Annotated in this window: 12 protein-coding genes; 7 read left to right on the forward strand and 5 right to left on the reverse strand. The window is 41.2% G+C overall.

Going from position 1 to position 15,971, the window contains the following annotated elements:
- Positions 1 to 653 precede the first annotated feature (653 nt).
- Entirely contained in the window at positions 654 to 2,354 is a 1,701-nt protein-coding gene (locus tag ACT3RN_RS03995) for an AMP-binding protein (RefSeq protein WP_192991851.1), read from the forward strand.
- Between the two features lie 84 nt (positions 2,355 to 2,438).
- On the opposite strand, the gene ACT3RN_RS04000 is transcribed toward ACT3RN_RS03995, so the two are convergent.
- The 5 genes from ACT3RN_RS04000 to sohB all read right to left on the reverse strand — a co-directional run bounded on the left by ACT3RN_RS04000 (position 2,439) and on the right by sohB (position 8,434).
- Positions 2,439 to 3,308: an SDR family oxidoreductase gene (locus ACT3RN_RS04000; RefSeq protein WP_192520513.1), complete on the reverse strand. Its 870-nt coding sequence runs from the start codon at positions 3,306 to 3,308 to the stop codon at positions 2,439 to 2,441.
- 181 nt (positions 3,309 to 3,489) lie between these two features.
- On the reverse strand, positions 3,490 to 4,242 hold the full coding sequence (locus ACT3RN_RS04005; protein ID WP_192520512.1) for a histidine phosphatase family protein: 753 nt from the start codon (positions 4,240 to 4,242) through the stop codon (positions 3,490 to 3,492).
- Positions 4,243 to 4,387: 145 nt separating this feature from the next.
- Positions 4,388 to 5,671: a phosphotransferase family protein gene (locus tag ACT3RN_RS04010; RefSeq protein ID WP_192520511.1), complete on the reverse strand. Its 1,284-nt coding sequence runs from the start codon at positions 5,669 to 5,671 to the stop codon at positions 4,388 to 4,390.
- Between the two features lie 227 nt (positions 5,672 to 5,898).
- Complete coding sequence (locus ACT3RN_RS04015; RefSeq protein WP_192991852.1) at positions 5,899 to 7,137, reverse strand: acyl-CoA dehydrogenase family protein; 1,239 nt, start codon at positions 7,135 to 7,137, stop codon at positions 5,899 to 5,901.
- Between the two features lie 316 nt (positions 7,138 to 7,453).
- The gene (gene sohB / locus ACT3RN_RS04020; RefSeq protein ID WP_192520192.1) at positions 7,454 to 8,434 is read right to left on the reverse strand and encodes a protease SohB; all 981 of its coding nucleotides are present in this window, start codon (positions 8,432 to 8,434) and stop codon (positions 7,454 to 7,456) included.
- A gap of 353 nt (positions 8,435 to 8,787) precedes the next feature.
- Between sohB and aspS the strand changes: the two genes are divergently transcribed.
- The 6 genes from aspS (at position 8,788) to ACT3RN_RS04050 (ending at position 15,971) form a co-directional block, all read left to right on the forward strand.
- Positions 8,788 to 10,614 (forward strand): aspartate--tRNA ligase, encoded by a 1,827-nt coding sequence (aspS, locus tag ACT3RN_RS04025; protein ID WP_192520191.1) that lies wholly within the window; start codon positions 8,788 to 8,790, stop codon positions 10,612 to 10,614.
- Between the two features lie 65 nt (positions 10,615 to 10,679).
- Positions 10,680 to 11,624 (forward strand): lysophospholipid acyltransferase family protein, encoded by a 945-nt coding sequence (locus ACT3RN_RS04030; protein ID WP_444518506.1) that lies wholly within the window; start codon positions 10,680 to 10,682, stop codon positions 11,622 to 11,624.
- A 199-nt stretch (positions 11,625 to 11,823) separates the two neighbouring features.
- On the forward strand, positions 11,824 to 12,540 hold the full coding sequence (locus ACT3RN_RS04035) for a glycosyltransferase (RefSeq protein ID WP_192520193.1): 717 nt from the start codon (positions 11,824 to 11,826) through the stop codon (positions 12,538 to 12,540).
- 505 nt (positions 12,541 to 13,045) lie between these two features.
- Complete coding sequence (locus ACT3RN_RS04040) at positions 13,046 to 14,212, forward strand: nucleotide sugar dehydrogenase (protein ID WP_192520189.1); 1,167 nt, start codon at positions 13,046 to 13,048, stop codon at positions 14,210 to 14,212.
- Positions 14,213 to 14,364: 152 nt separating this feature from the next.
- Positions 14,365 to 15,114 carry a hypothetical protein gene (locus tag ACT3RN_RS04045; protein ID WP_192520188.1) on the forward strand — a complete coding sequence of 250 codons (750 nt, stop codon included), beginning with the start codon at positions 14,365 to 14,367 and terminating at the stop codon, positions 15,112 to 15,114.
- A gap of 5 nt (positions 15,115 to 15,119) precedes the next feature.
- Complete coding sequence (locus tag ACT3RN_RS04050) at positions 15,120 to 15,971, forward strand: glycosyltransferase family 25 protein (RefSeq protein WP_192520187.1); 852 nt, start codon at positions 15,120 to 15,122, stop codon at positions 15,969 to 15,971.

Consider the following 15,971-nt stretch of genomic DNA (forward strand, 5'->3'; position numbering starts at 1 on the left):
CAAAGAGACATATAAGTAAGGTGTTGCTGCAAAGATTATAAAAGAATATCGAATAATTCCCAAAAAAAATAAACATAAGTTTTTTAAATAAGGGCGTTTGATACTATTGGTAGAACGCTCTGAACTGTAAAAATAGATAATTTCTATGCAGAAACCTGCCCTGTTATAACCATATTGTTAAAACTATCACCCAATAAATTGCCTTAAAAGAGTAATACTGGTTATAATGACTATTATTCTCAATAAAAATAACCGACTACAACATTTTATCGACCATTTATCTCAAAATAGTTGCAACATATATATTTAAATTAATCAAATTTAAATATAAACTATCAAGTATTATATTGGCATAAAAAAATCAATTGTAGTTATGTTAATGTGTTGTCAAAATAAGTTGCTTTACTTTTTTTCAGTCTCAAAAAAAATACCTAACCGTTTAATCTACTTAGATTATGATTCTTTGCGGTTAAATGAATTTGTAATTAAAAAGCTATAGATATAAAGGCCAGCGTATTCTAACAGTCTGTGAAACCATATCATGTCACTCAGCAAGCCATTGCTCTCACAGCAACGATCTGTATTGTTTGACACGAATGTGACTACCTTTTTATAGAACCTTAACTTAATCTCAGCATTTAAGAACGCTAAGTATGACAGTTGATAAACCTTGGCTTGCTCAATACCCAAAAAATGTACCTAAAACCATCAATCCAGATCAATATGCAAATCTGATTGAGTTATACGAGGAATGCTTTGACCGTTTCCGTCCCCATCCTATGACTATCTGTATGGGTGTTACTCATACTTATGGTGACGTGGACAAAGCATCACTTGCAGTTGCCGCATGGTTACAAGCTCAAGGTATTCCTAAAGGCAGTGTCGTAGCATTAATGATGCCAAACGTTCCGCAATACTTACCTACAATGATTGGTATATTGCGCGCAGGATACGTATGTACGCCTGTTAATCCATTATACACTGGCCGTGAGCTACGCCATCAGTTAAACGATTCAGGTGCCCAGACTATTTTTGTGGTGGATAATTTTGCCCAAGCACTTGAGCAAGTTATTGACGAGACAAACATCAGGCGCATTGTTCTCTCAAAAATGGGCGATATGATGGGACTAAAAGGTATTTTAGTCAATACCGTTATCCGTCAGGTGAAACGCTTAGTCCCCAAGTATAATCTTAATGACCCAAAATATCAGGTTACTAAGTTTCCTGAAGTGCTTAAAAAAGGCAAAAACCTACCTGTTCAATCGCCAAAAACCACCATGCAACAAAAAGCTATCTTGCAATATACGGGTGGAACGACAGGACTATCCAAAGGGGCGATTTTATCACAGCGTAATATCGTTTCTGCTGCTCTACAGTCAGAAGCATGGTACCGCCCTGTCACTTCAGAAATTAACGAAGTCTATATCAATATGGTGATGGCTCTACCGCTATATCATATTTTTGCATTTATGCTGAGTTTGCTTGGTATGCGTTCAGGCTACACCTTTATATTGGTGCCAAACCCACGCGATATGTCAGGCTTTGTTAAAACATTATCAAAACAACCGTTTCATATTATTCCTGCTGTCAACACACTATTCAAAGGCTTACTCGATCAGCCAAACTTTAAAGATTTGGATTTTAGCTCACTACGCATATCACAAGCAGGTGGTATGGCAGCAACTGAACAGACCGCGGCTAAATGGTTGGCAGTCACTGGTTGCCCAATGATTGAAGGTTGGGGCATGACTGAAGGTGTTGCTGCTGGTACAGCCAACGTCATCACTGACCGTAAATTCAACGGTACAATTGGTATACCCGTTCCTAGCGTCGATGTCATCGTTGCTGACGATAATGGTAAACATGTGGGATTCAATCAAGCAGGAGAAATGTGTATAAAAGGTCCTAATGTGACCTCAGGCTACTTTAATAAAGACAGTAGCAACGATTTCACCACTGATGGTTATTTCCGCACTGGTGACATTGTCAGCATGGATGAACAAGGTTATATCACCCTACTTGACCGCAAAAAAGATATGATTTTGGTTTCAGGCTTTAACGTTTTTCCAAATGAAATTGAATCCGTCATGCTTGACTACAAAGGCATTATTGACTGTGCGGTAATTGGTATTCCAGATAGCCGCCAAGGCGAAGCTGTCAAAATTTATGTTGTCCCGAGCGATGATGATGTCACCAAAAATGATATTAGAGAATATGCTTTGGAAAACCTCACTGGTTACAAATGTCCGCATCATATTGAATTCATCAATGAACTACCAAAGAGCAATATTGGTAAAGTATTGCGGAAAAAATTGCGCGAAAAACATATATCAGATAACCCTCAAACACTATAACGTCTGAACGTCATAGTGTTTGAATTAAAAAAAGCCCTCTACTTATCAAGTAAAGGGCTTTTTTAATATTTTGATGACTGACTATTAGTTCATCTTATTAACCAGCCGTAATGGTAAGTGTTTCATAGCCTGCCCGACAACTGACCAAGGCAAGCTTGGTACACACGCTTCATCTACGCCAGCTTCAATCGCTGCGACGATTGCTTTGGTACCTGTTTCAGCATCTACTTCAAACGGCAGTGGCTTGGCATTTTCATTGATTTCGGTACGAATATAACCTGGATAAATAGTGGAAACTTTAATCGGCAACTTTGTTAATAGCATATCAGCACGAATACCTTCTGCCAAATAAGCCAATCCCGCCTTGGCAGCACCATAAGCCGTCAGATGCTTAGGCAAGCCACGCATCGCAGACATACTAGATATCACAACCAAATGACCAGCATTCTGTGTTCGAAAAACATTCATAGCCGCTTCACACTGTGCTAAGGCTGATACGAAATTTATTTCAACGGTACGGCGGTTGGTTTCAAAACGACCTTTGCCAATACGGCGACTCTCGCCAACACCTGCATTCACAACAACTTTATCAATATGACCAAAATCAGCAGTAAAGGCATCAAACACTTCAAAAATCGAACTGTAATCACTGACATCTAAGGCTCGATGCTCGATACGAATATTAGGATATGCTGCTACCAATTCTGATTTTAGACCCTCCAAACGATCTATACGACGCGCGCATATCGCAAGATTGTAGCCAAGCGCAGCAAAGAGCCTAGTCATCCCTTCCCCCAGACCTGAACTCGCACCTGTGATAAGTACGGTTTTATCTTGTCCAACCTGCTGCTTATTTAGCTTTTGTAAATAGCGTGTTGGCTGAACGGCACCAAATATCTTATTCTTATTTTGTCTGGCTTTTTTGGTGAGCAAATTTATCACTCTACTTTGCATGGACAGTCCTTTTTATATCGACATGAGATCAAAACGATAATCTATAATATCCTAAATTTATAGATTGATTTTGTTTGTTATCAAAATAAACCAACAGCATCCGACCAATGCTATGGCTGACCTTACTCATATAAAGCGCAGTTATGTATCTTAAGCAACTTCCTTGTCGTTGCTGCTATGTTTAACGCCACGTTACGAAAGATTGGCCATCAGAAAATAAATGACTGTATTCGTTTAGAGACAATAAACGTGTACTTTTGTTTTTGACAGTAATGGAAGTGACACCGGTATTGACCAAATTTTTATTCAACTGATATGCGGTTTGACTGCTTTGTTTTAATAGCTGTGCCGTAATAGCTGCTATCACACCCCCTGAGGTAAAAACCAATACCGTATTATCAGCATCCAAGTTAAGATTGGCTATCTGAATACAAACCTGTTCAAGTGCTTGCTGAGCGCGGTGATTAAACTGCGGCCAACTTTCTAGATAATCCTGATCGTTGTCACCACCATGCCAACGCTGCATCGCCTGATCAAACAACTCAGCTAAACGGGTCGCTGGCACCTCTGCTTTAGCAATCTCAGCTGCAATCGCGCCTTTATTAATAAACGCAGGATCCGATTTGACAAACACGTCTTTATGATTGAATTCATCAAACTGCGGTAAAATATAACTATCAGGCTCACGCATGCTCGTAGACGTGTTGCGACTATTTTTAATAGTCATAGATGACTGATAACTGGCCAAAAAATGCTGAGCAGAATCCTGCTGTCTCACCAGACTCCCTGTAAATATGGCATCGATACGGCGTTGTGTGGCCGCATAGTGCTGACCCAGCATTTTTGCTTGTGTGATACCTAACTCTGAGAGCTGATCGTAATTCTCTTGTCCAAATGATGCCTGGCCGTGACGTGCTAAAAGGATGGTTGTCATATTAATATTGCCTGTTTTCTATGCCTTTCTATAAGGTGCTTTATATATGTAGCTGCAGCTATGCGCTTTTTGATACGAAAAAAACACTTTGTAGCTGTAACCATGAACATAATGGCTACAAATACCTCGTAATATTGTAGGTAAGCTAAGCATACATAGCGTCAGCATAGCCTTTCGGTAATGTACTCTTTACCAGCGCTTGCACCTCACTCGGCAACTGCTCCATACTTTCGGCATCTATCTTAATATCTGACGAATGTGCTGTTAAATATGCGGTAAATGATGCATCACCTTCAAATGCCGCAATGAGCTTTAAAGATTTAGCATGCAACATGTGAACCACTATCCACATACTCTCAAAAACTGGGTTTGAGGTTTGTTTGTTATAAAAACGATAATAAATCTGCTGAATAATACCAGCCAAACGAAATAAGCCAAATACCTCATAAAACGTCCAATTAGAGACTTGCAGACCTGTTTTTGTCAGGTAATAGTCCACTACTTCATTGCGGGTCATCATACCGTCTAAATGTGTCGGTTGACGACGTGACTGCTGCATCACTGCATCATCATCAGCCTCTATCCAATAAGCAAGGGCACTGCCCAATTCCATTAGCGGATCACCTAGCGTTGCCATCTCCCAATCAAGCACTCCGATCACTCGTGTGGGATCTTCTGCATCTAAAATAACATTGTCAAAGCGCCAATCGTTATGAATCACGCAGGTCTTGATATCTGCTGGTGTATGACCAGTGAGCCATTGGCCAACTAGGCCAAAGCTAGGAACATTAGGCGTTTTAGCTTTAGCATAACGTTTGTTCCAGCCACCAACTTGTCGTGCGCAGTAGCCATCACCACGTCCTAACGCTACTAAGTTAGGATGATTGCTATAATCAACTTGATGTAGCTCTATTAAAGCATCAATAACATTGGTACATAACTCACGGATTTGGGCTGGATTAAGATTGATATCTTTGGGTAAATTGGCACGTGGGATGATGCCTTCAACACGCTCCATCACATAGAAATCATCACCAATAACCGACTCATCTTGACACAACGCAATCATTTCTGGCACATAGGGATATGCATCCTTCAATGCGGCTTGAACTGTGTATTCACGCACCATATCATGAGCAGATTTGGCTTTGGTTCCCTTTGGGGGACGACGTAATATCAAATCTTGGTTGTCATACTTCAGACGATATGTCCAATTGGATGCGCCTCCGGAAAACTGAGTAACCTCAGGTTCACCTTGAATATTCACACCCTGTGCGCGTAACCAGCTACTGACTGCCTGTACATCTAGAGACTCACCATCACGAACCGCGCCACCGATGTCCAAAACCTTTGTGTTTTTTGCAATGCTGTCAGTCGTAGCAGCATCATTCGTGGCACTATTATTTGTGGGACTGCTATTAGTCGCCATAAGACATTCCTTATCTATATTTAATGATAATCACTTACATATAAATCAGATACGGTTTTAACCTACTATCTCTAGTATTATCGTCATCCCATTGTATCCAAATTATAGTAAATTCACTATATCCATACTCAAGCTAGAGCATGTCACCCAGTTACCAGTGTTATCAATGCAATCGCACACTATAAATGATGACACGCCCTACTATCTGTGATTATTAATCACTATTATTATTTATTTTTACGACTAAACCCTTGGCTCTTCAGCTCTAATTTTGCAATCATGGTTTTATGAACTTCATCAGGGCCATCAGCCAAGCGCAACACCCTTGCTTGAGCATAGAAGCCTGGCAACATTGTATCCTGACACACACCCATGCCACCATGAACCTGAATCGCCATATCGACGACTTCTTGTAGTACAGTCGGCGCCACTACTTTGATCGCAGATATTTCTGTGAGTGCCGCTTTTGTTCCTTGTGCATCCATCTTCTGTGCAGCATACAAAGTCAGCAAACGAGCTTGGTCAATTTTGATACGAGCTTCAGCAATGCGCTCAAAGTTTCCGCCCAACTCTAGTATTGGCTTACCAAAAGCAGTACGAGACATACCACGTTTTACCGCAAGCTCTAAAGATTTTTCAGCAGCACCAATACAGCGCATGCAATGATGAATACGACCTGGCCCTAGACGACCTTGCGCAATCTCAAAGCCCATCCCTGGTCCACCAATAAAGTGGCTGACTGGCACACGTACATCTTTAAAGCTCACTTCACCATGCCCGTGCGGTGCATCATAATCACCGAATACTTTAAGCATACGCTCAATATGTACGCCAGCCGTTTTAACTGGTACCAATACCATCGAATGCTGATGATGACGGTCTTTGTTTTCATCAGGGGTATAAGCCATCACAATCAAAATATCAACAGCAGGGTCGCCCAAACCAGATGACCACCATTTGCTACCATTGACAATTATCTCATCAGCATCAACTACAGCCGTCGCTTGCATATTAGTGGCATCACTCGATGCCACCTCGGGTTCAGTCATACAAAAGACAGATCGCGTCTTACCTTCTAATATTGGCGTCAACCACTTGTCTTGTTGCTCTGGTGAGCCATAACGCCACAACAACTCCATATTGCCGCTATCAGGGGCATTACAGTTGAATACATGAGGTGCTAATAAACTGCGGCCTGTCAATTCTGCAATTGGTGCATAATCAGTGACAGAAAGCCCTGCACCTAATGTGTCATCAGGCAAGAACAAATTCCACAAACCAGCTTCACGCGCTTGCTTGCGCAGGTTTTCATAGGCTTCTGGCCATTCCCAGTTCTGCCAATCACCATCAGGATTTTTTTTGTGACAATCTGTCCAAAACTGCGCTTCTATTGGCTCAATATGGGTTTCGATAAATGCTTTGACTTTGGCATGCATGGTTTGCCCATGTTCTGTTGCGGTAAACATCAATGTATTATTTGACATAAGTGACTTCCTTTTCCTTATTTATCATTTGAATCAAGTGTTAATAAAAAACTCCATCAGAGCCTTATAGTCGGTTCAACCTAAAAGTAGCACAAGCCAACCTAGTGTAGAAGTATGTTTAATACCCAAAGCGAGGTTAACACCACAATACTTTTATAGTAGAATAACTATAGTGTACGCACGTATACTGTTTCCGTGTGTCTCATTTATAACACAGCATTTGTGAATAAACAGCAAAAAGGCGCGACCCGCTAGGACACGCCTTTTACAAAACACAAACAATGCTTAGATTTTGCTGCTATTTGAGAATATTCAAACGACTGTTCAGGTCAAAACGAGCCAAGGCATCTGGTAGTTTGTCGACCACCGTACTTACTGTCGCTTCTGCTGCTTGAGCCAACCCGAGCTTTTCAGCCAATGTTGGTTTTTGACGCGAGTGCAATGCATATACCTCACTATTTTCCATACGTTCTAAAATATAGCTATCTGACGTTTGTAGACTATCGATTAAGTTAAGTGTCAGTGCATCTTCGCCATACCAGTGCTCGCCAGTAGCCACTTTGGCAACATCCAATGCTGGACGATAGGTATTGACAAAGTGTTTGAACAATTCATGCGTCTGCTCTAGCTCTTCTTGATATTTAGTGCGGTCTTCGGCATCGTTTTCACCAAACATAGTAACCGTGCGCTTATAGTCACCAGCCGTAAACATCTCATAATCCACATCATGGTTTTTTAGCCATTTATGAAAGTTCGGTAGCTGTGACACCACGCCGATTGAACCGATAATGGCAAATGGCGCAGCAATCACATTATCCGCCACACAAGCCATCATATAACCACCACTGGCAGCCACTTTATCGACACATACTGTTAGTTTTAGGCCCGCGTCTTTTAGACGAACCAATTGCGCTGCGGCCAAACCATAACCATGAACCATCCCGCCACCTGACTCAAGACGAACGATGACCTCGTCGCCTTTGTTTGCAGTGCTGATCAGCGTGCTGATTTCTTCACGTAAATGCTTGACTGCTGTTGCTTTGATATCACCATCAAAATCTAGGACAAAAACTTGTGCCTTGTCATCCGCATTTTTTTTCTTATGTTTGGTTTTTACTTTTAATGCCTGTTTGGCTTTTTTGGCCATGGTCTTTTTGAATTGTTTGAGTGCCGCTTTGCCTTGAGTTGCTTCCATTAAATGCTCACGGCGTTGCTCTTGGCTTTTATTTAAATGTATAACTCGTAGTTCGATAGGGTTTTTTGCGGGATGAAAAAGCATGAGCAGTATTCCTTAAGTAATTGAAACCATTTTAATAAATTTTATAAGTTAGCTTGATATGTGCATAGTGGGCTATATTTTCAAGCAATATGACAATATTTAACCAGATGTAAATGTTCTGGTATCAATACATGTAGCGCTGAAGTATTACCGTTATTTGATTGACCTCAGCAGGTTGTATAACAAAGGCAGATTAGGCATAATATGCGTTTAAACCAAATTTTCTGCAGCCAACGTGATGACCATTTGTCGTAATCGCGTTGTTTGTGCGTTTTTTAGCGGATAGCTCGAATCGCACAGCGATGGCTGCATTATTGTATTTCGAATTGGGCTGACAACTGGATAACTATATTATGACGCATAGCGAATACCGAGACGAATATTGCGGAGCTGTAACCGAAAGCTTGATTGATCAAACCATTAGTGTCGTAGGCTGGGTACATCGTCGTCGCGATCACGGTGGCGTGATTTTCTTAGACATGCGTGACCGTGCTGGTATCTTGCAGGTCGTTGTTGATCCTGATACCCCAGAAGCGTTTGCTACTGCTGATGCAGTACGCCCAGAATACGTACTAAAAATTACTGGTCGCGTACGTCGTCGTTACGAAGGTACAGAGAACGCCAATATGACCAGTGGTCAAATTGAGCTATTAGGTAAAGAGATCGAGGTACTTGCCAAGTCTGAAACCCCACCATTCCCATTAAATGATGACAAAGCCACGGTATCAGAGGACTTATGTCTAAAATATCGCTATCTGGATATGCGTCGTCCACAAATGCAAGAACGTATGGTATTCCGTGCGAAAGCCACATCAGCGATTCGTCGTTATTTAGATGACCATGGCTTCTTGGATGTTGAAACCCCTATCTTGACTCGTGCCACACCAGAAGGTGCGCGTGATTATCTAGTACCATCACGTACCCGTCCAGGTAACTTTTTTGCTCTACCACAATCGCCACAGCTATTTAAACAGTTGCTAATGGTGTCAGGGTTTGACCGTTACTATCAAATCGCTAAGTGTTTCCGTGATGAGGATTTACGTGCTGATCGTCAGCCTGAATTTACACAGGTGGATATTGAGACTTCTTTCTTAAATGAAGAAGAAATCATGAACATCAACGAAGGTCTAATCAAGCATTTGTTCAAGACCATGATGGACGTTGAGTTCGAGCAGTTTCCCCGCATGACTTACGCTGAAGCAATGCGTGACTACGCCTCAGACAAGCCTGACTTGCGTATTCCTTTAAAACTCATCGACATTGCCGATTTGATGAAAGACGTTGATTTTAAAGTATTCGCTGGTCCTGCTAACGATCCTAAAGGTCGTGTGGCTGCCCTGCGTATTCCTGGTGGCGCTTCATTAAGCCGCAAACAAATCGATGCTTATACCAAGTTCGTTGGTATCTATGGCGCACGTGGCTTGGCTTATATCAAAGTCAATGATGCCAGCAAAATCAACAACGGCGTAGATAAAGAGTCTGGCCTACAGTCTCCAATCATCAAAAACATGACTGATGAAGTATTGGCAAGCCTAATCGAACGTACTGGTTCAGAAGATGGTGATATCATCTTCTTTGGTGCAGATAAAGCCAGTGTCGTAAACGATGCAATCGGCGCACTACGTCAAAAAATCGGTCTCGACCTTGACATGACAACTTGTGAGTGGGCACCACTTTGGGTAACCGACTTCCCAATGTTTGAGCAAACTGATGATGGCAACTGGACATCAATGCATCATCCATTCACTAAGCCTAAAGGCTCAGTTGATGAATTAAAACACAACCCAGAATCAGCCCTATCTATTGCTTATGATATGGTGTTGAACGGTACAGAAATTGGTGGCGGTAGCTTACGTATCAACACCTTTGATATGCAGCAAGCCGTACTTGAAGCTTTGGGTATCGGCGAGCAAGAGGCTGAAGACAAATTTGGTTTCTTACTTGATGCATTGAAATTCGGTGCACCACCGCATGGTGGTTTGGCGTTTGGTTTAGATCGCTTGATTATGTTGATGGTAGGGGCAAACTCTATCCGTGACGTGATTGCCTTCCCTAAAACCAAAACCGCTGATTGCCCACTGACTCAAGCACCTGCTGGCGTCGATAGCAGACAACTGCGTGATCTTGGTATCCGTGTGCGCGAAAAAGCACAGGCTGACACCAATCAATCTGCACAATAAACAGTCAAGATAATGGTTAGCTACTTTTCTGACTGGTTACGTGATTCATCACCGTGTGAATGGTCATGAATCCGTATCATATTTTCAAATTCGTGCCACTGTCTGTATTACAGATATTGGCACGTTTTGCTGCGTGGATAATTATAAAGATACCCAGTCTCAGCATCATGCGTACGGTTAGTACCAACATGGCGATGATTGCTCCTAAATTGTCCACTGCACAAAAACAAGCGTTAACCAAAGAGATTATTTATCATCAATGTTTAACCAGTATTGAGTCAATCAAAAGCTGGGCAATGTCACCTGAGTGGAGTATTTCTCAGATTCGTGATGTCCATAATAAAGAGATTTTATTAGAAGGACTGGCTAATCCTAACGGCATGTTGGCCATCGTACCGCACCTTGGTACGTGGGAGATGATGAATGCATGGCTCAACCAGTTTGGTTCGCCGACCATCATGTATAAACCCGTCAAAGGCAGTCTCACTGATGACTTTGTGCTGCAAGGTCGTTCACGGCTTAATGCAACTTTGGTCCCTACTGATGGCAGCGGTGTCAAAGCTATCTTTAAAACCCTTAAACAAGGTGGCTTTAGTATCATATTGCCTGACCATGTTCCAGATCCATCTGGCGGTGTGGTTGTGCCTTTTTTTGGAGTGGAGACATTAACCAGTACGCTCGCCTCCAAATTGGCCAGTAAAACCAAATGTGCATTGGTAGGCTTATCTTGTATCCGTCGTGACGACGGGCGTGACTTTGATATTTATTGCTATCGGCTTGATAATCCAGCACTTTATGACCGCAATACAGAAACATCTGCTCAGGCACTTAATTTAGCCATGCAACATATGATTGAAGACAAGTGCAGTCATTATATGTGGGGCTATCGACGTTTCAAACATATTCCCACACTGGGCAATCCTTATACTGCTGACCAAGAAGCGCTAGCCAATTTTATTCATAAAAACAATCAAACTGTCCATGCTGATAAAAGTCAACATAAGCAATAACCATACAGTCAGTTAAGCGTTTAGAGAGATTGTGAATAACATCCATGCTAATATTGGCTAACTTTTGTGGCTTTTAGCTTTATTAACTTTTTATCGATATCAATATGAGTGCATTATGGCAACTGACCTAACGAACATCTCATCAACCGACCTCACGGCAGCAGAGTCCAGTACTACTGCGCAACGTTATGTCATCTGTATGAAATGGGGTGATAAATACGGCCCTGAGTACGTCAACCGCTTGTACAATATGGTCAGCCGCCATCTTACCTTAGACTTTCAAATGGTCTGTCTCACAGATGATAGTACGGGTATTGACCCTGCTATCATGTGCCACCCTATCCCAGAAATGGATCTGCCAGCAGGTCCTGAACGCGGTTGGAAAAAGCTTACAACGTTCAAGCCTGAACTGTACGATCTCAAAGGCGTAGCACTGTTTTTAGATATCGACATCGTTATCGTCGATAATATCGATGCCTTTTTCACTTACCAAGCCGAGCATGAAGACAGCGTCGTCATCATCCGTGACTGGAAAAAACCATGGCGCATGATTGGCAATAGTTCAGTCTATCGCTTTAACATTGGTACGGGCACGTATCCTGACTTATTGGCAAACTTCGAGCGCAACTTTGACACTATTCGTCAGCAAGTACGCCACGAACAGGCCTATTTGTCCAACTATTTACGCGAACATCATCACCTAGAATATTGGGATAAAACTTGGTGCGTCAGCTTCAAATACCAATGTATTGCGCCTATTCCTTTTAACTTTGTGCGTGCACCTACACTGCCTGATGGTGCAAAGATAGTAATATTTCATGGTGAGATTAACCCGCCAGATGCCATCAATGGTAGCGGCGGCAAGTGGTATCGTCATGTTAAACCAAGTCCATGGTTAAAAACTCATTGGCAGTAAGTAAAAAGTCTATAGCATAGCTGCCACAACAAGCAATACTGAATAATTTTCCAAATATAAACTAAGGCGTGTTGCTAAGGTATTCACATTACCTTCGACTTACTCTTTGTTTGGAACACAGATTTCATAACCTAGCAGCAATCAGCAGTGCCTATTTGTGAATAATCAAACACGCCCTAATACAAATTAGCTATACTAAGACTTAATTGCGATATGCTTTTCAAACAGCAATGAAGCCTATCTAAACACCACCTTTACCTTACTATCATAACTACTTCGTAAACAATCATCAGTCTTCATCAAACACTAGGGCGTGTCTTCATTTTAAAAATGGTGATAAAAATGAGATAAACAGCAGTCAAACAAGGAAAATAGCGCAGATAATATCGATATATTAGTCAGCTATTTGACGCCGTTTAGCAAAATTTAGCCATTTTTAACCCATTTAGATGACTATCGATTGAATTGAAGACACGCCCTAATTCAACAATTACTTGGATTAATCATGAAAATAGCAGTTGTAGGCACCGGTTATGTTGGTTTATCAAATGCGTTGTTACTGGCCCAGCATAATGAAGTCATTGCGGTTGATATCATTTCTGAAAGAATCGAACTACTGAACTCGAAGCAGTCACCTATCGAAGATAATTATATTGCAGATTTTTTATCATCTAAAGACCTGAATTTTTCTGCAACAACTGATGCACAATCTGCCTATAAAGATGCAGACTTCATCATTATTGCAACGCCAACAGACTACGATATAAAGACCAACTACTTTAACACTTCAACTGTAGAGGCTGTCATTGAACAAGCGCTATCAGTAAACCATAAAGCTACTATCATCATAAAGTCCACCGTTCCCGTTGGTTATACTAACGGTATAAGAGAAAGGTTTTCCAGCCAAAATATTATCTTTTCTCCTGAGTTTTTACGTGAAGGCAAGGCACTCTATGACAATCTTTACCCATCAAGAATCATCGTTGGCGAACAGTCTGAGCGTGCCGAAATATTTGCAAACTTACTCTTAGAAGGTGCTATTAAAAAAGATGCACCCCTGCTATTTACCGACTCGACTGAAGCTGAAGCCATTAAGTTGTTTTCTAACACTTACTTAGCCATGCGTGTTGCTTATTTTAATGAGCTAGATACCTACGCGCAGACCTTCGGCTTAGATACCAAACAAATTATCAAAGGCGTAGGCCTAGACCCCCGTATCGGTGATCACTACAACAACCCATCATTTGGCTATGGTGGCTACTGCCTACCTAAAGATACCAAACAGCTCCTTGCCAACTATAACGAAGTCCCTAGCAACCTTATTAGAGCCATCGTTGATTCTAATAGCACTCGTAAAGACTTTATCGCCGACGCAATAATCAAAAAACAACCAAAGACCGTGGGGATTTATAGACTGGTGATGAAGAGTGGCTCAGATAACTTCAGAGCATCTGCTATCCAAGGCGTTATGAAGCGTATCAAAGCGAAAGGGATCACAGTGGTCGTTTATGAACCAGTTTTACAAGAAGATAACTTCTTTAATTCAAAAGTCATTACGGATTTAAACGCATTCAAAGCTATGAGTGATATTATTGTAGCCAATCGCTTATCCACTTATATTCAGGATGTATCAGATAAAGTATTTACACGTGACTTGTTCGAAAGCGATTAGCTGCTGTATTACAAACCTAGAAAAATTAAACACTGACTATCGTTTATGCCTCATTTAGCACTCTTTTGGCTGGCCACATTGCCTTCTGTAGATTGTAGGAAATGGTATCGCCATCTGAAAATAATCCCAACGCTGAAGGAATATTAGTAATAATGAAACAACCTAAATCTAAATTGGCTAACCTACTTTCTTTGAATCAGCATCGTAAAAGACTTGGTGCAGCAAAAGTAGCAAATCAATTACAACAAGTGGATTGGGAAACCATGAGCTCACAGATCATTGAGGGTGATACAAGCACATACACTCATGGTTCTGACAAAAACCTACAATCTCATATTGATAATTTGAGACATGAATTTGTGGGTCGTACAGAGCTTGAGTACTACCATGCCAGTTTAATTGTACTAATACGCCGTGACTTTCAAACAAAAAACAACTTCAACATCTTCGAGCAGCTTTGGTATCAAAACCATGAGTTTTTGATCAACAACCTCAATACCCGATGGTTAATTTCAGCTTGTGATACCTTCATAGATCACTCTGATGATGACTACTTAATATCTTTATTGATGAATGCTGTTATCATGGTGAATACGATTAAGCTACAAGAAAGTGAGCTGTTTTTAACCGCATCAGAGAAAGCTTTACCGAAATTAGAGCGCAAAAATTCTTTAGAAGCTGAAAGATTAGCATTGTTTGATGGTGTTTCAGGATTTGCAGTGGGTACTGATGATACATTACGTAATATGCGCTGGCGCTTAGATAAGTTATGTAACGCTCATGTACTTGGCGGCATTGTTCTTAAAGTTTTTGAAAGTGCTCAGCACCCAGATGCTAACACCGTGTACTCCCGATTTCGTGCTTTGCATACTCGGGATAAAACTGCTTGGTGGACGGAATAAAATCAATGTCAAATCAATCAAATATAACAGCGTTAGTCATTAACTTAAATAGCGCAGTAAAACGCTGGTGCTTTCAGGAAAAACAATTAAGCCATCTTAAGATCAACTATCATCGTCACGCAGCAACATCTGTAGATGACTTAACAGATGCTACGTATGAAAAGTGGGCTAATGACTGGCAACGGAAACTGAGACGTACCGAAGTGGCTTGTTTTTTAAGCCATTACCGTGTTTGGAAACATATCGCTAATAGCGGGCAAGCGTTTTTGGTTTTAGAAGACGATGTCTTACTGTCTGAGCACCTTCCTGAAGCCTTAGCAGTCTTAGAAAACAATCAGTCTCTTGATTATGATCATATTACTTTCGAAACTAGAGGCAGAAAGAAGCTTGTTACTAAACAAAGTGTCTTAGACTCAGAACATTTTAGCCTGCACACTCTATTTCTAGATAAAACAGGAGCAGCAGCTTATCTTCTAACCCCAGCAGGAGCAAAGAAGCTGATTAATCAAGTAGACAAGAAGGGTGCGGGACTAGCTGATGCTCTTCTGTGCCATACTAAGACTCTAAAAAAGTTACAATCTATTCCTGCTTTGGCTATTCAAATGGATATGGCAAGTCATTACAAGATGTCCAACCTTGAACAACCGTCTGTTGCCAAAAGCAATATTTCTACAGTCATCCATTCTAAACCTACGGCAAATAGCCTATCAGATAAGCTAACATTTAAATCTAAGCGCTTAGCTGCTCAGGTAGATATGGGGCTGATTCAAGCTCGCCACTCTAGTCAATCTAATTATATTGAAATAAGACCAAATGAAGATGAGTTTGCCTACTTATCTTATTTACTTAAAAATTAA

Source organism: Psychrobacter sp. AOP5-GZ1-6 (genome assembly GCF_052376345.1).
In the GTDB taxonomy this organism is placed as follows: domain Bacteria; phylum Pseudomonadota; class Gammaproteobacteria; order Pseudomonadales; family Moraxellaceae; genus Psychrobacter.